Below are 19,231 nucleotides of genomic sequence, written 5' to 3'. Positions count from 1 at the left end.
TGTAACATCTCCTTCTCAGCTCATACTCATTTTTGATTTCTTCTCTTCTTCACTCAACTCTTTTGCTTTCCATAAAGCTTTTGCCTTCTTTAGCGATTCTTTATATTCAGCGCGCGGGTTTGAATCGATGACAATTCCTGCCCCTGCTTGAACATGAACAAGGTTATCTTTGACTACCATCGTTCGAATTGTAATGTTCAACTCCATATCTCCATTATACCCTATCCAGCCTAATGAGCCTGTATACGCGCCCCGGCGAACCGGCTCTAGTTCTTCAATAATTTCCATTGTTCGCACTTTAGGTGCCCCTGTTATCGTTCCTCCAGGGAATGTTGCAGATACGACATCTATAGTTTCGTGCTGAGGTGCTTTCATTCCTCTAACATTTGAAACGATATGCATGACGTGTGAATATTTCTCAATAACCATTAATTCATTGACTTCAACCGTACCATATTTACAGACACGCCCAAGGTCATTTCTTTCAAGGTCTACTAGCATCACATGTTCTGCACGTTCTTTCTCATTGTTTATAAGAGTATCTGCTAACATACGATCTTCTTCTTCATTTTTCCCACGTGAACGCGTCCCCGCAATTGGTCTCGTACTCACTTCATCGTCCTTCACCTTTACTAATAATTCAGGTGATGCACTGACATATTGCAACTTTGGTGTATGGAAATATCCCATATAAGGTGAAGGGTTAATCCGCCGTAAACAATCGTAAATGTGTAAAGGATGAGTTTGCAACTTTCTCGTTTCTCTCACAGAAAGGTTTACTTGGAACACATCACCTGCAGCAATATATTCTTTTGTTTTTTCTACTGCTTCTGAAAAAGTCGATTCAGGGAATGAACGGATAACTTCCTCTTCATCCCCATATCGATAATTTTCACTTTCACTTTTATGCCATTCAGAAAGAGAAGCATGTTTCCATTTATGTTCTAGGTTTTCAAGGATCGACGTAGGTTCTGATCCTCCATCTACGACAACAATAAACCATATGTCCGCCTTCTCATGATCGATCACAACTATTTCATCAAACGCTAAAAAATATAGGTCATTCGTATTTAAATCATCACGAGCTTGTTCTGGAAGCTTTTCGATCTGCCTCACTAAGTCGTAGCTAAATTGCCCAATAATTCCACTTTGGAAGTCTGGCAACCGATCATCTTTTTCTACTTCATATTTTTTCAGCCATTGATTTAATGAAGCTAGCAAAGGGCCTTCATACACATCTCGTTTATCATTCGTTTCGATGATTAATTTATCGTCTTTTCCTGTTAAAATTGCCCACGGACCTAAACCAACAATTGAATACCTTCCCCCACGGCCGCTTTCAAGTAAAACGTGGTGAGATTTCCCCTTTGCTAATGACGTATATGTTTGAAACCAATTGCTTGTAATATCCAGTAACGACTTTCTATATCCAGCTACACTTCGTTTAATCGAAGTCATACTATCCCGCCTTTTAGGTACATAAATCACCAATGAAATCTTACATCTCCACCCATTATACGATTGAAAAAACGAAGTAGCAAACGTAATCGTAAGTACCATTACTTGGGTACATTTTCTGGTATAATCCTTGACGTTTTATATATAAAAACACCCCAGGACGAGCTAGCCCGTCAAGGAGTGCTAATAATACTTATTACTATTCTTCTTCTTCAAATTGATACAGTGGAGTACTTAAATATCTTTCTCCATTACTCGGAATAACTGCAACGACTTTTTTCCCTTTGCCAAGTCTTTTTGCAACATCAAGCGCGGCATAAATCGCTGCACCAGACGAGATTCCTCCAAGAATCCCCTCTTCTTTAGCTGCTCGACGGGCATATTCAAAGGCTTGTTCCGTCGACACTTTCATGACTTCATTATAAATATCTGTATCTAATATTTCAGGTACAAAGCCAGCTCCAATTCCTTGAATTTTATGAGGACCTGGCTTTCCACCAGATAATATAGGTGAATCATTTGGTTCTAAAGCGACAATGTGTAAATCAGGGAATTTTTCTTTTAAAAGCTGACCAGCACCTGTAATTGTGCCCCCCGTACCAATCCCTGAAATGAATGCATCTAGTTGGCCCCCAACTTGTTCTAACAGCTCTTCCCCAGTCGTTTCTCTATGAATTTTAGGGTTCGCTTCATTTTCAAATTGCTGAGGCATAAAATATCCATGTTCCTGTTGAAGCTCATTTGCTTTGCGTATAGCTCCGCCCATTCCTTCAGGACCTGGTGTTAAGACAAGCTCGGCCCCATAAGCACGTAATAAATTTCGTCTTTCCATACTCATTGTATCTGGCATTACTAATACAGTCCGATAGCCTTTCGCTGCAGCAACCATAGCAAGGCCGATCCCAGTATTTCCACTCGTAGGTTCTACAATCGTATCGCCGTCTTTAAGTCTGCCTTTCTCTTCAGCATCTTCAATCATTGACAAAGCAATTCTGTCTTTTACGCTGCTTCCAGGGTTCATAAATTCAAGCTTTAAATACACATCAGCATGCTCATCTGTTACAAGACGTTGAAGCTTCACTAAAGGAGTATCCCCAATCAGTTCAGTTATGGAATTGACTACTTTAACCATACGCACTCTCCTCTTTTCGGTATTCGCACAAACGAAACCCGAGTATTTTTATTGGTTTTATTCACTATTTATTTTACCTAATTATCAGTATAACGGTCAACAATTAAGGTGAATATTCCCAATTTTTACTCCTTCGTTTTTTCTTCAAGCAACCCTTCCAGCTCTTCTTTCGTAAACGTATACGTCTCATTGCAAAAATGACAATGTGTTTCCGCACCTTCATCTTCTTCAATCATCGCTTTAAGATCTTTTTCTTCTAAACTGATGATCGCATTACTAATACGCTCTTTTGAACACTTACATTGAAAAGCAACACCCATCGTATCTAAAATGCGCACATTGTCTTCACCTAGCACTCGATATAAGATTTGTTCCGGTGTTAAACCATTCAAAATGAGGTCTGATACTGGAGGAAGCTCATTAATTCGTTTTTCTAATTCATCTATTGTCTCATCTGACACCCCTGGCATCATTTGAATGATAAAGCCTCCAGCTGCTGTAACAATCTCATCTTTATCGATGATGACACCAAGAGCCACAGAAGACGGCGTTTGTTCAGATGAAGCGAAGTAATACGTAAAATCCTCTGCAAGCTCTCCAGATACGAGCGGAACACTTCCAGTGAAATAATCTCTCAACCCTAAGTCCTTTACGACAGAAAGTGAACCTTGATTTCCAACTGCAAGGGATACATTTAATTTTCCGCTTTCTTTTCGCTCAGGATCAACATGAGGGTTTTTCACATACCCTCTCGTTTCTCCAGATGCATTTGCATCGACGATAATTGGACTTGCGGGTCCATTTCCTTCGATTTTAATCGTAAGTTTTTCTTCACCTTTCAGCATCGCTCCCATCATCGTTCCTGCTGATAAAGCTCTTCCTAATGCTGCAGTAACTGTTCGCCATGTGTTGTGCCTTCTTGCTGCTTCTTGAACCATCCCGGTAGATTTAATTGCGTACGCTCTTACTGTCCCATCATAAGCTAAAGATCTTACTAAATAATCTGTCAACACGTAACACTCCTTCTAGGTGAGGTTGTTTAAAAAGTTCGTAAAAAGTTCTCCTAATTAGGCTCTTTTCGCATAGATCGTTGTGATATTGAAAAGTGTAACAAGAGTAGATGTCGCATTTGTGCTCTGGAGTGAAAGCGTCCGCCCGTAACGGATTCAAACAATCATATGAAATGATTCAGAAGCAACAATCTTTAATAAAATAACCTCTAATTAACACGCTGAGTCATTATTTGCGAATGAGCATATTGACTTGTCCTTTTTACTTTCCTTTGAACACCCCTATATGTAAGTTATGATTATATTTTCCTTCGATTCACGCTTTATTTGTTTTTTTGATAGATCAGTTGCAGCCCTTTAATCGTTAGCAAAGGATCGACCACATCAATAACGTCCGTTTCCGAAGAGATCATTGATGCTAAACCGCCAGTAGCAATGACTGTCGGTGTATGCCTTGCTTGTTCTTTCATTCGATAAACAATTCCTTCCACTTGTCCAACATAACCAAATAAAATACCGGCTTGCATCGCATCGACAGTATTTTTGCCTACGATTTGCTTCGTCTTAGCTATTTCAATTCGTGGCAATTTAGAAGCCCGGTTATAAAGAGCTTCCGACGATATTCGGATACCTGGCGCAATGGCTCCTCCGATGTAATGTCCTTGTTCATTTATATAACAATACGTCGTAGCTGTACCAAAATCAACAATAATGATTGGCGTCCCGTATAATTGAATCCCTGCTACTGCATTGACAATCCTGTCAGAGCCAACTTCTTTCGGGTTATCATACTTAATATTCAAACCTGTTTTAATGCCAGGTCCGATTATTTTTGGTGTAATATGAAGGTACTTCTTACACATTTGCTCCAATGTATACATAATTGGCGGTACGACAGAGGAAATAATAACCCCTTCCACCTCATTAAACGTCTCCTCGACGTGACTGAATAAGCTTTTGATGACCATTGCATATTCGTCCTCTGTCTTTGAAGAATCTGTGCCAATGCGCCAATGATATTTCAAGTCCTCTTTTTCATATACCCCTAATGCGATATTCGTATTCCCAACGTCCATCACTAAAATCATATTTCTGCCACCACCTTGGAAAAATCATTCTTCAACAATTATTCACGTAAAAAGGGTGCCTAAATTAGACACCCCTTTTTTATGCTTTTCAAAAAGAATAGGAAGTGGACTAAGGATCTCATCCTAACCTTTTTGAAGTTTTTTATTAGTCTTTTTTGTTCTCTTCATCGTTCAAGCTGTCACTGTCCTCAGATGAATATTCTTGATTATCAGCCGTGTTCTCTGTACTTTCTTCAACGGAATCAGATGAGTCGACGACATCAGAATCATTATTTTTATTTGTTTCTTTCCCTTGGATGTTTACTTTCACATCTTGGTCATTTTTTTCAGAAGTATTTTCATGTTCACCATTCATTTTCTTCGTCATATGGTGATCATCTGGCAATTTGCCTTCTTCAATTAGTGAGTTAATTTGCTGAGCATCTAGCGTTTCATGCTCCATTAACGTCTCAGCAACCAATTTTAAGCTATCTTCATTTTCTTGAAGAATTTGCTTACAACGCTCATAAGATTCCTTTAAAATACGTTGTACTTCAAGGTCAATTTCATGAGCAATCGCATCACTGTAGTTTTGTTCGTTATTAATGTCTCTTCCAAGGAATACTTCACCTTGCGTACTACCGAATTGAATTGGTCCGAGTTTTTCACTCATACCATATTCCATTACCATTTTACGGGCAATGCCTGTCGCTCTTTGGAAGTCATTATGTGCGCCTGTACTCACTTCACCGAAAATGATTTCTTCAGCGACACGTCCTCCTAGAAGGCCGACAATTTTATCAAGCAGCTCTGGTTTTGTCATGAAGTAACGATCTTCTTTCGGAAGCATCATCGCATAACCGCCAGCTTGACCTCGAGGGACAATCGTTACTTTATGGACCATATCAGCACTTTCCAGTTTCACACCGACAACCGTATGACCGGCCTCATGGTGAGCGACAATGTTTTTCTCTTTTTCAGAAATGACACGGCTCTTCTTAGATGGACCTGCAATCGTACGGTCAATTGCTTCTTCAACTGCTTCCATATCAATTTTTTCTTTATTCGATCTTGCTGATACTAAAGCTGCCTCATTTAACAAATTCTCTAAGTCCGCTCCAGAGAACCCTGGCGTACGTTGAGCAATTGTTTTTAAATCAACGTCTTCAGCAAGTGGTTTATTCTTCGCATGAACTTCTAACACTTGTTCACGACCATTTACATCTGGACGCCCTACCATAATTTGACGATCAAAACGTCCTGGACGTAACAACGCAGGGTCAAGAATATCTGCACGGTTCGTAGCGGCAATTAAAATAATCCCTTCATTGACACCAAATCCGTCCATTTCAACTAGTAATTGGTTTAATGTTTGCTCACGCTCATCATGCCCACCGCCAAGTCCTGCTCCGCGGCGTCTACCAACTGCATCAATTTCATCAATAAAAATAATACATGGAGCGTTTTTCTTAGCATTTTCAAATAAGTCACGTACACGTGATGCACCGACACCGACAAACATCTCTACGAAGTCAGAACCACTAATAGAGAAGAACGGTACGCCAGCTTCACCTGCGACTGCACGAGCAAGAAGTGTCTTACCTGTACCAGGAGGTCCTACTAGAAGTACCCCTTTAGGAATACGTGCGCCAATTTGCGAGAACTTACGTGGATCTTTTAAGAAATCAACAACTTCTACAAGCTCTTGCTTTTCTTCATCCGCACCAGCAACATCTTTAAAGCGTGCTTTTTTCTTATCCTCACTAACTAACTTTGCTTTACTCTTACCAAAGTTCATCACTCGGCTCCCGCCGCCTTGAGCCTGGCTCAACAAGAAGAAGAAGAGGATGAAAATAATCACAAACGGTATTAACATGGTAAAGAAGTTTAACCAGCCACTAGGCTCATCTGCTTGTTCAAACACAAGATCATTAAGTCCTTCTCCACCATCTGTAGATGCAATGACGACTTCTAAGAATGAAGGTAGATCAGGGATATTGACTGTGAAAAAGTGATCTTCCTCAGCTCCAACTTCCTGACCGCGTACGGCATATACATCATTTTTAGGTTGAATATTTAATGAATCAACTTGTCCTGTTTCAAGTAGCTCTTGGAATTTATCAAAAGTGATTTCCTCAGTTTCTGTTTGCGGGCTTTGAAAAATACTGACTACCCCCACAATAATTAAGAAAATCAATAAATAAAAAATTGTATTACGAAAAATCCGATTCATTCTTTACCTCCTCCCACGGTCAATTACACTTAGATAATATTACCACATAAGTATCTTACACTACAATTAATTAACTTTCATAAATTTCCGGCTTCAAAATACCGATAAATGGGAGGTTTCGATAGCGTTCAGCATAGTCGAGTCCGTACCCAACGACAAACTCGTCTGGAACTACAAAGCCTGCCACATCTGGCACAAGGTCGACTTTACGCCCATCTGGTTTGTCTAATAGTGTTACTACTTTTACCGATTTAGCCTTGCGATAGTGGAACAGCTTCACTAAGTAGCTTAATGTCAATCCACTGTCGATAATATCTTCAAGAATTAATACATCACGTCCTTCTACAGATGTATTTAAATCTTTGACGATTTTAACCTCTCCTGATGAAACCGTTTCATTACCATAACTTGAAACATCCATTAAATCCAGTTCGACATGAGTATCAATTTTTTTGATCAAGTCGCCCATGAATGGCAATGATCCTTTTAATACTCCAATAACAAGTGGAAACCTTCCTTCATATTCTTCCGTTATTTGCTTCCCTAATTCATCAACTTTTTGTTGAATTTCTTCTTCAGATATCAATACTTCTTTAATATCGTCTCTCATAGTGATTAAATGAACCTCCTAGTAAGTATCTCTGTGAACGAATTGTTATGTATATTCTCACGGAATAACATGATTCTCCAGATCATATCGAAGAACGAGTATTTTTTCCGTATTCTCATCAATTAACGCATGCTTAGATCGTTTTAAGGAAGGAACCCATAAAACATTTCCATTTTCATCCGTAATAATCGGCCATTCATCTCGTTTTGAATGAGGGACTTTATGATCAATAAACAAATCCTTTATCTTTTTTGAGCCATTCATTCCAATTGGAGAGATGCGATCCCCTGATTGTCTTGATCGAACATATAACGGAAAAACTAATTTTTCGTAATCAGCTAAAAAAACCGATGCTTCATGTGAAAGCTGATTTCCTTTTTTCATAATCTCAGCGGTTATTTTCCCCTGATCTAAGCGGATCATTCCCGGAACTGAAATCTTCTTCAATGGTAACTGTTTCTTTTTATTCATAAAGCTTTGATCAGAAAAAATACAATCATCGTAAGATTTTCTAACACGTATCCCATCAGGAAGGTGAAGTGACCCTGAAGGATTTTGTTTATGTATGAATGTTACCAAGTCTTCAATATGATCGCTTGAAATTTCCCGTTCCACATTTACTGACAGATAGTTTAATATTAGATGAAGTACCCTCCTTTGTAAAGAGATTGGGATATGAAGAAAACGCTCTTTACATAAGATCACTTCTTGAGGATCTTTTTTTTGTAACGATTCGTGAAGCGCTTTTTCAGCTAATTGTTCGAGAAGTTGAAAATCATCTGTTAACCATTCACTTTGTTTTTGGAAAACCGTATGTGCATTCGGATTTTCCGACTGAATGAATGGTAAAACATTGTTCCTGAATCGGTTCCGCTGGTAATCATCCTTCTCATTTGAAGAATCAATTCGGTATGATAAATCGTTCTGATCGCAATAATCGATCACTTGCTTTTTATTTAAACATAACAAAGGACGGATCAGCTGTTTATTTCCTATGTGGCGCTTTACAGGCATTCCTTTTAATCCGTCATAACTTCCTCTAACTTGCCGCATCATTACTGTTTCAATTTGATCATCTCCATGATGACCGAATGCAATTTTATTTGCACTGATTTCGTCCATTTTTTTATAAAACCACGTATATCTCACTTCACGTGCAGCTTCCTGAGTTGATACTCCTTTAGCCTCTTTCACTGCAGCGACATCACCGCGAAAGGAATAAAACGGAACCCCTAAGTCACTACAAATTTGTTTAACAAAATGTAAATCTTCTACAGATTCACTTCCTCTTAAACCGTGCTCAACATGTCCAACACTTAATTTACAATCCCCTCTATAATGATGATAAAAAAAATGCAAAAGTGCGATACTGTCTGGTCCACCGGAAACAGCGATCATAATATGGTCATTTTTACTTACTAGCTCATGCTTTAGAATGAACGATTTTACAGTATTAATGGTTGGGTTCATAACGGTGGCCAATCCCTTTCCCTAACGAAAATATCGAAAGTGCAAAAACAAGCCCAGCTGCAATAGCACCAGCTTGAAGCATCGTTTCTACCCCAAACTCAAGACCCTGTATGTAATTACCTTCTACGAACGATAACATCGTAAAGTATGCGCGGCTCCCTGGTACAAGTGGTAAGATTCCCGGAATTGCCAAAGTCGTAACAGGTATTTTGATTTTTTTGGCAAGTAAATGTGCGATTGTTGCTGCTGTTAGTGAAGCAAGGGCTGTTGCAAATACAGTCGACGCAGCGAAGGTCAATCCAAACTGCAAAACTCCCCAGGTGACCATTCCAATACTGCCGCCTATTAAAAGTGCCCTTTTTGGTACACTAAAGATGACACCAAAACTGATAATCGCAAAAAATGTAATGATAAGCTCAATCAAAAGCTGCATGACGCCCCACCTTTCAAAAACGATGTATCTATTCTATTCAGCCACATGTCACATTATACGAACAAAGAAATTGTTAACGCAATTCCGCTCGCAATCGATAATGAAGTTAACAGTGCTTCAGCCCCGCGACTTACACCAGCGATTAAATCTCCAGACATTAAGTCACGCACCGCATTAGTCAAAGGCACACCAGGTACTAACGGCATTAACGATCCGATAATAATTTGATCAAGGCTATTCCCAAGCCCGAAATAAACAAGTAATATTGCAGTCGTTCCCCCACTAAAGGCAGCGACAAATTCTGCAGCAAAACGAACTCTGAAGTACCGTTCAAATTCAACGACAACTAAACTGGAAATAAGAGCGGCGAAAAAGGCTGGAATGAGATCGAACCATCCCCCGCCAAATAAGTAGGAAAAACCACTTCCTGCTATCCCTGCACAAAAGTGAATAAGCCACAGTGGATATTGAACAGGAGCTTTCTCGATGTTAACCAGCTTCTCATGTGCTTCTTCTACCGTTAATTGTCCAGCAACAAATTCTCTTGATACTTGGTTTACTTCTGTCACTTTATTTAAATCCTGCATTCGATCATCAATCCGAACCATTTGCATGAGATCTTCTTTCCCTTTTCTCTCTTCAAAAGACAAAAATATTCCCGTTGTAGTTGCAAAACAATGGACATTTTTAAACGAAGCGGCTTTAGCCATGCGCTCCAACGTCTCTTCAACGCGATACGTTTCTGCGCCATATTTCAACATAATGTCTCCAGCTAGTAAACAGATGTCCATCACTTCATCTGCTTTGGACATGGCAGCTTCCTCCTGTCTTGGCTAAGCTATCCAAATTTGTTAAACGTTTTGTCCAAATAAGTATAGAATATATAGAATAAGAAGAAAAGAGGCAACAAGCAATGATTCAAAGACCCCTAACCACCTACTTTTTCCAAACGTATCAGCGTTCGACCTTTTTTTCCTATTACTTGGTTGATAACGCCTCATCTTTTTATTCCGTTGATTGTCGTTACGTTTATTACTTGCTGGAGACTGAATGAGCTCCAATAAATCTCGCTTCATGTCATTAGCTGAAAGATATTTGCCATCCAACCCTTTCAAAATGATTGGCATATAAGGGTGTAATATCGCCCTTTTCTTCACTTTATTAACTAAAAACGACTTCCCATCCTTTCCAGCCTTTTCAAATCTTGAAGGATAAGCGCAATTAATCATTAACATTGAGACTGAAAATAAATCATAACTAGATTCTGCTTTTCGGCTTCCAAGACCCCAGTAACCACGGTCAAAAAACTCGGTAAACTCTTTTATACTTCGGCCGGTCCTTGTCATACCACCGACATCAAGCCACCTAACTCGTGTCGGGTTCTCCGTTACGAGTAAGTTTTCTGGTTTTAAATCCCCAAAAATCCAACCGATCTCATGAAGCTTTTGTAGATCGTTTAACAGCTGGATCGATAATACACGAATCCACTCTGGTCCCTTCGCTTTTAAAAATGGCAAAAACGGCTGGCCGTTAATGTATTCCATCGTATAAAAAGGATATACTTTCCCACGAAAAACGTAATCATCTACATCAAAAAAAGAAGGCCCGAGTGACGGACCTTGAACCTTAGAAAAGTGGCGGAGGACATTCACTTCAGAAGAAATGGACATCGCTTCACTCGCAATTTTAAGTGCTAAGGGACCGCGATCAGAGTCAACAAGGTAGACCGTACCTGTTGCTCCGTATCCTAATTCTCTAATAATACGGTAAGTCTTTTTCTGCCACTTTCCGGTAATCTGCTCATTAATAGATAATTTACATACTTGATTCTTCTTCGAACTCAATTCCCTCATCGTCCGAACCTCGCTTCTTCATTCTTTTCAGCATCAGCCGAATTGCCTCTTGCAAAGCAGGACCTGTCGGAGTCACCCCTGAAGTAGATAGTTTTTTAAATGCATTTGATAATGAATCAAAGTGAGGGGTCCAATTTATCAATTTTTCGACATCTTTCCTTTTCCCGGGAAATGAATATAACGTAAATTCATTATTCCCTGTTCTCGATTGTAAACTTACCGATAAATCTATTAATGCTTCCTGGACCATTGGCAGTTTATTTTTCATACTTGCACTCGTATCAACTAATATAAACACTTCTAAATCCATCGTTTCCCCTAAGTCATCTACTACTTCCATTAATTCTCCTCGTTTATCTGGCTCTACATCTTCTATTTCCTTCTCTTCACCTAGTATTTGCTGCAGTTCTTTCGTGACAACTCCTTGAATTGTTTGAGTCATCGCTTTCCTCGTCACCATTTGAACCGTTTGTGATAACTGCTTCGCATAGACTACTTGACTAATTCCACCTCCAGCTTCTGCAATGCCTTCGATTTCTGTTACTCCTCGTTCACTTAATTCATTCCGTTCGACGACTCCGATCACATTCACTGTCATCCCTTGTTCTTTTGCCAGAGCTGCCATTGCTACAGGGTCTTCCCCAGTATTTGAGCACCCGTCTGTTAGTAATAAAATTTGTCGTAACGTTCCTTTATGCATCGTTTCTCCTCCAATCTCGTAATTAGTAACATCTTTTACAAGATTGAGAGAAAATATACTATGAGAGGATGTTCAAAAAGTCCGGGAAATATCGTTTTCGTATCTTGGAGTTTACTCGTTTCTCTGTTACTCAATTTACACCATACGCTGCGCTACTCAAAACTTCTTCGTATTGATCTACACGGTCTCATTTTTTCCTCCTTTTTGAATATGCACTATAACAGGTTTTTCATCGTTTACTCATATTTATAAAATCTATGTTTATACGTGAATTGTGCTAGGTTCATAGGAGAAAACACATTTTCACGTTTGTTTTTATAGATGAATCAAATTGTTACATCGTTTTAAAAATTTGCTTGATATTGATTTTCGCTTCAGAATACTCGCTTTCCGTGGGTAACCCTTCAGCCTTCTCGTTCATGCAGGGCCTTCAACTGTCGCTTTTACCGCTGTTTGGCACCTTCCGCTACAAAGACAATCGCTTTGCGCTATTCTTATGCATATTCCTGTTGAGGAACATTGATCGTTGCCCACTCTGGCGTATGATGCTCCATTCTAGCAACGATAATCGTCATATCATCGTGAATGACTCCGCCACTTTCCCGAATTACTCTTTCCATTAGGACGTCTGCCACTTCTTGTGGATCTTTTGTTTCGATTTCTTTAATGATTCGTTTTAACCAGACATCTTTATTTTCAATGTCAGTAGGTGCTTCATAAATACCGTCGCTCATCATAATAAGCAGGTCTCCTGCTTTCATCTCTTCCGTTACGACATCGACATCTAATTCCCGAAGAATACCAATCGGTAAATTTCCTGACTCAACCGATCTCACTTGATTTCCCTGTTTTATATAACTAGGGATCGATCCTACTTTTAGAAATTTGACGAACCCGTCTTGCAAATCAACCATCGCTAAATCTAAAGTGGAAAATACTTCATCATCAGACCGAAGAGATAATACGGAATTTATCGATTTAATGGCTACCGTCTCTTCAATACCTGAACGAAGGATATTTTTTAATAAATCGATCGTTTCTCTGCTTTCCATATGAGCGCGCTCACCATTTCCCATACCGTCACTAATTGCCATTGCATATTTGCCTGCACCGAGCTCCATCGTTGAATAGCTGTCTCCGGACACCCATCTGCCTCCTTTAGCTGCATGGGCCACTCCATCTTCCATGATAAATCGTTTCGTAGATCCAAAAGTTGCACGAACTTCGTTTCCTGACATAGATGCAGGCTCTAGGTGCTTTACGGTGATCGTTTCCTGCAAAATATCCGATAACAGCGGTGCAACAATCTTCTCACTTTCATTGAAGTCATTGCTGCTCAATACAATTTCAATATCTATATTTCCAGGGTCAAGATGATACACTTCAACAAGTTCAACATCTAGCCCGGCACGTTGAATCGTCTCTGTAATTTCAGCTTCTTGATGTTCGTGCGCTTTCTTTTCCCTTTGAATATCTTTCGCGAAATCCTCCATTACTTTAGAGACACCTTTCAGCTGATCAGAGACAAGCCTTCTGCTTTCAATTAGCTGGCGTTTTAAATGTTTACTCGCCTTATAATGACTCAATTCCTTTTTGACAACATCGATTACTCGGTCATCGATCATACAATGACGATTCCACTTCGTTAATAGCTGGCGGTTTTTAACGTCACCTTCTGTTTCACACTCCTCCATAATTTGCTCCATTAACGAATACGTCTCAGAAAACTTCCGTGTCCAGCACTGGTGCTTTCGCATACACGTCTGACACGTTTTTTCTGTTACTCTACTTAAAAATAAATTCACCTCATGTTCACGGTCTGATTTTTCATCATTTGCCTCCATTAATGAAAAGCTTTTAGACAGACTAAGGAATAAGCTAGAGAATTGTTCGACTTTGCCTGCTGTAACATCACGAATCTTTCGTAAATATTGCTGTTGTTCCTGTGAATGCTCGATCGTCCCTGGTATATATTTTGATAAAGCAGTCGTCCACCGTTTAGGTGTCATCATAAACAATGCAATCGCTGCTAAACTTTCATATAAAGAAATCTGAAGTGATACTTGATTATCTCCATACATTCCCATTAATAACGTTCCAACTATAAGCCCGAAAGCAACTGATATTCGCTTCCCTTCTTTTAAGAGCCCGCCAAGTAGTCCAGAAAACGCTAGCAAACTCATATAAAATAAGTTTGCAACATTGGCTAAACTTAAAATCAAGCCAACAACAACCCCGACTGTTGTTCCAATTGCAGCTCCGCCGACAAACGCAAAAATGAGAACAAGATATCTAGCAAGAATATGTTCAACTGACAATGAATAGATGAGCCAGCCTACAGTTCCGGTCATTAAAGATGCAAGCAAAATAACTAAACATACAATTTCTTCATGTTTCAGCGTTAATTTCTTTCGCTTCTCCATCACTAAAGGGATACTTTGCAAAAAGATCATCGTCACAACGAGAGCTAACCCCGCTTCAATTAATGCTGTAATAAAATGATACATAGCATGTCCATTCATTAAAAATGAAGTACTGTAACTAGCTGTTAAGACTGTCATAAAGACGATCGGAGGAATAAACTGCTGCTTTGTTGCATATTTTTGAAACAAGCCTTGTAATAACAAATAAAGGCAAACAGCGATCGTCGTATAACCGGCAAATGGCAATGATACGGTTACAGACCCTGCAATCAATGATAATCCTGCGATTAATGTATACTTCTTTTTCCAATAAAAAATGACTGCTAAAAACGGGATGGCAAAAGGAAGCATTTCTAGTAAAATTACCGCACGACCAAGTAATAAGCCTAACGCAATAACAATGAGTGTGGTACGCCAAGAAGTTGTTTTAATGTCATCATTCGTTTTCTTCGTTTCCTCCTTCTTTCCAGAAAACATAAACGGTTTTACACTATTGACGATTGCAGAAGCTTGTCCTCCAAACGGTCGAATCGAAACTCTTTGCATTCTACCAACACCACCTGTTCTCATAATCGTGCTAACATTATAAACATGAATAGATTGAATATTATGTCAAAACAACAAATGTAAGAAAAAAAACTCTTCGACGTAAATCTTGTTATAACGTTCTAAGTTTTCCTTATTTTCCATTAAAAGATTGGTTTGCTTTTTCTTTCCTACTAAATTTTTTATCTTTAGCATATACGTTAACCCTTGATAACAAGCCTTTTTTATCGGAAAGATACACACTTCTTGTCATTCCGACGAATCGTAAATGTTTGCTTAATTATGACGAAACATTATAAGAAAAGCTTGAGTTTTAGAATGATCTCTAATAATAGGAGTTTGAATGAGGTTAAACAGGATTTATTTAGAATGATTCTAGTTAACCGATAAACACGAATTTTTAAAGTATAAAAGCTGATTTTCGTGGATAAAACGAAAAAAATCAGGAATACACTTAAATTTTTCACGAATAAAAGAGGCAAATTTAAGATAAGCAAAAAAAACACTCATCTATATTAGACAAGTGTTTTTAATATAACGTTCTATAATATGTTTAGCAGCAAGACTATCCTCGCTTCGAATTTCGACCGCCCCGCTTAGATTCTGTGTTGCGCTTTAATGAAGACAGTCGCTCTTCACTATCCTTCAAGAAGCGGTTCATCTTATCTTCAAAAGACATTTGACGTTGTCTTGGTGGACGAGATCCTTTCTTGTGTGGGCGACGTTCAGATTGGGACTGTGACTGTGATTGTGCTGATTCACTCGCTTTGCGAATCGATAATCCAATCTTCCCATCATCTTCAACATTTAATACTTTAACTTTTACTTCGTCTCCTACGCTTAAGAACTCGTTAATATCCTTTACGTAGTTATCAGCAACTTCACTGATGTGTACTAAACCTGTTGTCCCACCCGGGAGTTCAACAAAAGCTCCGAAATTCGTTATTCCCGTGACCTTTCCTTGATACTTGCTGCCTACTTCAATGGACATGTTAAAAAATGCTCCTCCTTAGAATATAAAAAACTGTTCTCAAGTGATTATAGTTTAACTTGAGACCTCATTACTAGTATTATACTTCAGTTTTTTGTAAAAGTGAAAGAGTTCTGAAGTAAATTCGAATATTTTTTTATTATAACGAGTCAAATTTCATCATGTCAATTGGATGAAGACGATCGTGGGAGCTGGAATAAGGTCTCTCCGGGCTTTGTTAAAAAGAAATCCCTCCTGGCAATTTCTGCTATGTATTCAGGGTCGTGGAGGAGATCAATCTCTTCTTCTAACGCAGCTTCTTGCCGTTCCATTGTCGTAAGCTCTTCCTCTAATTGCTGCAATTCGTTCTTTTGTTCATCCATTGTTGCCTGCTGATTATATAAAGTGATGCCAGTAAAAATAATGATTGCGGCCATGATAAAAGAGAAAACGGTTAGTCGGCGAATTAGTCCTTTTCGTCGACGAAGTTTTTGCTCATGCAGAAGAGCCTGTTTTTCCATATATTCAGAAGAAAGCTTCCTTATATTCTGTTTTTGCTCTTCCTTCATGTCCAACACCTCAATTTATTCACGTTTTATCCAGTTTTTAATCTTGTTATATAGGATGCTGACCCTTTGTTTCACTCGTTTTAAAAATGAATGAAACGGGATTCCGTATTTTTCGACATAGAGTCTAAAGGCCCAGCGAAATGGAAATATGATTACTTTTAGTAAAAAAGATATAATGCTCCAGAATGTGGATAACAATAATATACCTAAAGTTAAGACAAGTTTCAATAACCATTTAGTAGGATTTATTATCAGGACTTGTGTCAAACGGAATAGAAATCGGAAGAATTGAACTGTCATATAGATGACCGATTCAAGGATACGCAAGTATAACTTCTCAAGTATAGCTCTGTAAATAGAATAACCGAGCAAAAGTGCTAACAATAAATAAAAGCGGACCTCTCCTTCATTCACATTTAAAAGGATATAAAAGAAGATGACCGCTTGCAGGAGCCAAAACAATACGTCATTCACGATAAGCATCCAGCGGAAACGCTTATTCTTTCCCGCCAAACGCTTATACGTATCAAAGGATAACCCTAACCAGATTCCAGCCCCTACACTTGCCAGCATGGATATAAATTGAACTTCCAACGTCACTTGAATAACTTCCCAAACAAGCCTTTAGTTTTTTCACCTTGTTGTTGTTCTAAGTAAACGAGGTCGTCAATTCTTCCTTGAATCGATACATGCCCTTCATCTACATCTAGATTTTTCATTTGCAGATGATTTCCACGAATCGATAAAAAGCCCAATTCAGTCTCGAGCAAAAATTCTTCATTGTCAAAGCTCTCAACATGTTTTACTCCGGTGATTTCTAATGTTTTTCTGCCGCGCAGCGATACGCTGTGATCTTTAATATTACGCCCTTGTCCACTATTTGTATAATCATATGAATGTTCCATCACATTCCCCTCCTCCGTACTTTGTTATATTTGTATGTACGAAGGAATTAGAATAGAACAAGCCTATTTTTATTTTTGATGAGATTTATTCGAAGGTTTTTTCGCAGGTGTGATTATCGCTCACTGTGAACTTCTTCTATTAATGAATAAAGTGTGCCAGACTCGTCCTTTCGAACAGCTTCCTCTAAACGTTCTACTTTCACAACGACCTTTTTCTGGCCAAATTGAATGGCAAGTTCATCACCGATTTTAACGTTAGCCCCCGCTTTAGCAGGTTGACCATTAATCGATACTCTTCCTTGTTCAGCTACCTCTTTTGCCATCGTACGGCGTTTAATTAAACGGGAAACTTTTAAAAATTTATCTAATCTCATAAGATCCTCTCCTAATCTTGTCTTTTTGCATCTTCCCAAAGCAAGTCTAATTGTTCAAGCGGCTGTTCTTTTATATCAAGCCCTTTTTCCTGCAGCACTTTCTCAATATATTGAAAGCGTGAGATGAATTTTTCATTCGTCTGCCGCAGAGCTTCTTCTGGATCGATGTTATCGTACCTCGCTAAGTTTACGAGCGCAAAAAATACATCCCCGAGTTCTTTTACACTCGCCTCTTTATTTCCTTTTCTTCTTTCATACATCCATTCCGATATTTCTTCTTGAAGTTTCATCCACATCGGTGCCTCTTCTCCCCAGTCAAATCCAACTTTAGCCACTTTTTTTTGTATGTTAAAAGCTTTTAGTAAACTCGGGAATTCTTTCGGAATATCGGCTAGGATTGATTGCTCTCTTGCTTTGCCACCTTTTTCACGTTTCTTTATTTCTTCCCAGTTTGAAACAACATCGTCTGCATTTTCAACGGCAGCATCTCCGAATACATGAGGGTGACGGCGCACCATTTTTTCAGTAATGTGTAAAATGACATCATCAATTGAAAAGTACCCTTCGTCCTCACCAATTTGAGCATGTAACATCACTTGCAATAATACATCCCCTAACTCTTCGGCTAAATGGTCTGTATTTCCTTCATCAATCGCACTCAAAACCTCATAAGCTTCTTCAATTAAATATTTTTTTAACGATTCATGGGTTTGTTTTTGGTCCCACGGGCAGCCTTCCGGGCCTCTCAATGTAGCAATCACTTCACGCAGCTTTTGAAAATCATGGTAAAGCAACGTCTCATCGGTTACTGGTGGTATGTAGACAGCGGTTAAATTATTTAAAGTTGTAACACGGTCTAATTCATATAATGGTACTCGTTGGACTTGTTCATTATCATTACCTGCAGAAGTGACGATTGTCACCTCATATTCATCAGGAAGGATGTCCATTAATGTCAGCTTCACTTCTGAAGCGATAAAAGAATCATACACTTGTGCAATAATAAGATGATTTCTAAGCTGGATATCTTCTTTTTTTAATACTGTACCATCTAATAATTGAAAACCGTCAATAGGATCGATCTTCAATGTTTGAAACATCGCATCTAAAAAGCTCTGTCCCCCCGAAAACTCTACTTCCGTATTTCTATCTTCCGCTTTTTCGAGCAGCATCTTTACAGTTGATTCTGCAACAAATGGATGACCTGGAACGGCATAAATTAACTCGCCATGTTCGGACTGTTCAAACAATGTTTCCACGATGTTTTCATATACATCAGCAAATTGATCATGAGCTTCATAAATATCATCGAAGCTGGTAAATGATACACCTTCCTCTAATAGCTCCTTTAATACTGGATGTTCTTTTGTACGTACAAATATACGCTCATTTTCTTTTATCGTTCGATAAACTCCTAAAGGCAATTGCTCAATATTTCCGGCTCCAAGCCCTAAAACGACAATTTTATTTTTCATGAA

General features: G+C 38.8%; 18 protein-coding genes. All 18 read right to left on the bottom strand.

The annotated features are described in order from the left end of the window. Positions 1-15 precede the first annotated feature (15 nt). The 18 genes from CD001_RS03165 to yabN all read right to left on the bottom strand — a co-directional run bounded on the left by CD001_RS03165 (position 16) and on the right by yabN (position 19,228). Positions 16-1,458, bottom strand: coding sequence for an anthranilate synthase component I family protein (locus tag CD001_RS03165; RefSeq protein ID WP_096186173.1), 1,443 nt, complete (start codon positions 1,456-1,458; stop codon positions 16-18). 199 nt (positions 1,459-1,657) lie between these two features. Continuing rightward, positions 1,658-2,590, bottom strand: a complete 933-nt coding sequence (gene cysK, locus CD001_RS03160; protein ID WP_096186172.1) for a cysteine synthase A — start codon at positions 2,588-2,590, stop codon at positions 1,658-1,660. Between the two features lie 125 nt (positions 2,591-2,715). After that, positions 2,716-3,600, bottom strand: a complete 885-nt coding sequence (gene hslO, locus CD001_RS03155) for an Hsp33 family molecular chaperone HslO (protein WP_096186171.1) — start codon at positions 3,598-3,600, stop codon at positions 2,716-2,718. A 323-nt stretch (positions 3,601-3,923) separates the two neighbouring features. Continuing rightward, positions 3,924-4,688 (bottom strand): type III pantothenate kinase, encoded by a 765-nt coding sequence (locus CD001_RS03150; RefSeq protein ID WP_096186170.1) that lies wholly within the window; start codon positions 4,686-4,688, stop codon positions 3,924-3,926. A gap of 145 nt (positions 4,689-4,833) precedes the next feature. Beyond that, complete coding sequence (gene ftsH, locus CD001_RS03145) at positions 4,834-6,900, bottom strand: ATP-dependent zinc metalloprotease FtsH (RefSeq protein ID WP_096186169.1); 2,067 nt, start codon at positions 6,898-6,900, stop codon at positions 4,834-4,836. A 70-nt stretch (positions 6,901-6,970) separates the two neighbouring features. Then, positions 6,971-7,510: a hypoxanthine phosphoribosyltransferase gene (hpt, locus tag CD001_RS03140; protein WP_179298588.1), complete on the bottom strand. Its 540-nt coding sequence runs from the start codon at positions 7,508-7,510 to the stop codon at positions 6,971-6,973. A gap of 57 nt (positions 7,511-7,567) precedes the next feature. Next, positions 7,568-8,980 carry a tRNA lysidine(34) synthetase TilS gene (gene tilS / locus CD001_RS03135; RefSeq protein ID WP_096186167.1) on the bottom strand — a complete coding sequence of 471 codons (1,413 nt, stop codon included), beginning with the start codon at positions 8,978-8,980 and terminating at the stop codon, positions 7,568-7,570. Further along, complete coding sequence (locus CD001_RS03130; RefSeq protein WP_096186166.1) at positions 8,964-9,413, bottom strand: threonine/serine exporter family protein; 450 nt, start codon at positions 9,411-9,413, stop codon at positions 8,964-8,966. The genes tilS and CD001_RS03130 overlap by 17 nt, the downstream gene beginning before the upstream one ends. Before the next feature lie 53 nt (positions 9,414-9,466). Continuing rightward, a complete protein-coding gene (locus tag CD001_RS03125; protein WP_096186165.1) occupies positions 9,467-10,225 on the bottom strand; it encodes a threonine/serine exporter family protein in 759 nt (252 codons plus the stop codon). 39 nt (positions 10,226-10,264) lie between these two features. Beyond that, positions 10,265-11,266, bottom strand: coding sequence for a protein kinase domain-containing protein (locus tag CD001_RS03120; RefSeq protein ID WP_096186164.1), 1,002 nt, complete (start codon positions 11,264-11,266; stop codon positions 10,265-10,267). Beyond that, on the bottom strand, positions 11,229-11,966 hold the full coding sequence (locus CD001_RS03115) for a vWA domain-containing protein (protein WP_096186163.1): 738 nt from the start codon (positions 11,964-11,966) through the stop codon (positions 11,229-11,231). Before CD001_RS03115 ends, CD001_RS03120 begins: the two co-directional genes overlap by 38 nt. A gap of 494 nt (positions 11,967-12,460) precedes the next feature. Beyond that, positions 12,461-14,935 (bottom strand): stage II sporulation protein E, encoded by a 2,475-nt coding sequence (gene spoIIE / locus CD001_RS03110; protein WP_257009693.1) that lies wholly within the window; start codon positions 14,933-14,935, stop codon positions 12,461-12,463. 565 nt (positions 14,936-15,500) lie between these two features. Then, complete coding sequence (locus CD001_RS03105; RefSeq protein ID WP_096186161.1) at positions 15,501-15,926, bottom strand: S1 domain-containing RNA-binding protein; 426 nt, start codon at positions 15,924-15,926, stop codon at positions 15,501-15,503. A gap of 164 nt (positions 15,927-16,090) precedes the next feature. Next, on the bottom strand, positions 16,091-16,474 hold the full coding sequence (locus tag CD001_RS03100) for an FtsB family cell division protein (RefSeq protein WP_096186160.1): 384 nt from the start codon (positions 16,472-16,474) through the stop codon (positions 16,091-16,093). Positions 16,475-16,489: 15 nt separating this feature from the next. Then, the gene (gene yabQ / locus CD001_RS03095; RefSeq protein ID WP_096186159.1) at positions 16,490-17,074 is read right to left on the bottom strand and encodes a spore cortex biosynthesis protein YabQ; all 585 of its coding nucleotides are present in this window, start codon (positions 17,072-17,074) and stop codon (positions 16,490-16,492) included. Further along, on the bottom strand, positions 17,071-17,379 hold the full coding sequence (yabP, locus tag CD001_RS03090; RefSeq protein WP_096186158.1) for a sporulation protein YabP: 309 nt from the start codon (positions 17,377-17,379) through the stop codon (positions 17,071-17,073). The genes yabQ and yabP overlap by 4 nt, the downstream gene beginning before the upstream one ends. A gap of 113 nt (positions 17,380-17,492) precedes the next feature. After that, entirely contained in the window at positions 17,493-17,753 is a 261-nt protein-coding gene (locus CD001_RS03085) for an RNA-binding S4 domain-containing protein (protein ID WP_096186157.1), read from the bottom strand. A gap of 11 nt (positions 17,754-17,764) precedes the next feature. Continuing rightward, positions 17,765-19,228, bottom strand: coding sequence for a bifunctional methyltransferase/pyrophosphohydrolase YabN (gene yabN / locus CD001_RS03080; RefSeq protein ID WP_096186156.1), 1,464 nt, complete (start codon positions 19,226-19,228; stop codon positions 17,765-17,767). Between the last annotated feature and the right edge of the window lie 3 nt (positions 19,229-19,231).

The organism is Evansella halocellulosilytica (genome assembly GCF_002335745.1).
GTDB lineage: Bacteria > Bacillota > Bacilli > Bacillales > Salisediminibacteriaceae > Bacillus_CA > Bacillus_CA halocellulosilytica.
This window is presented reverse-complemented; position numbering and strand designations above follow the sequence as displayed.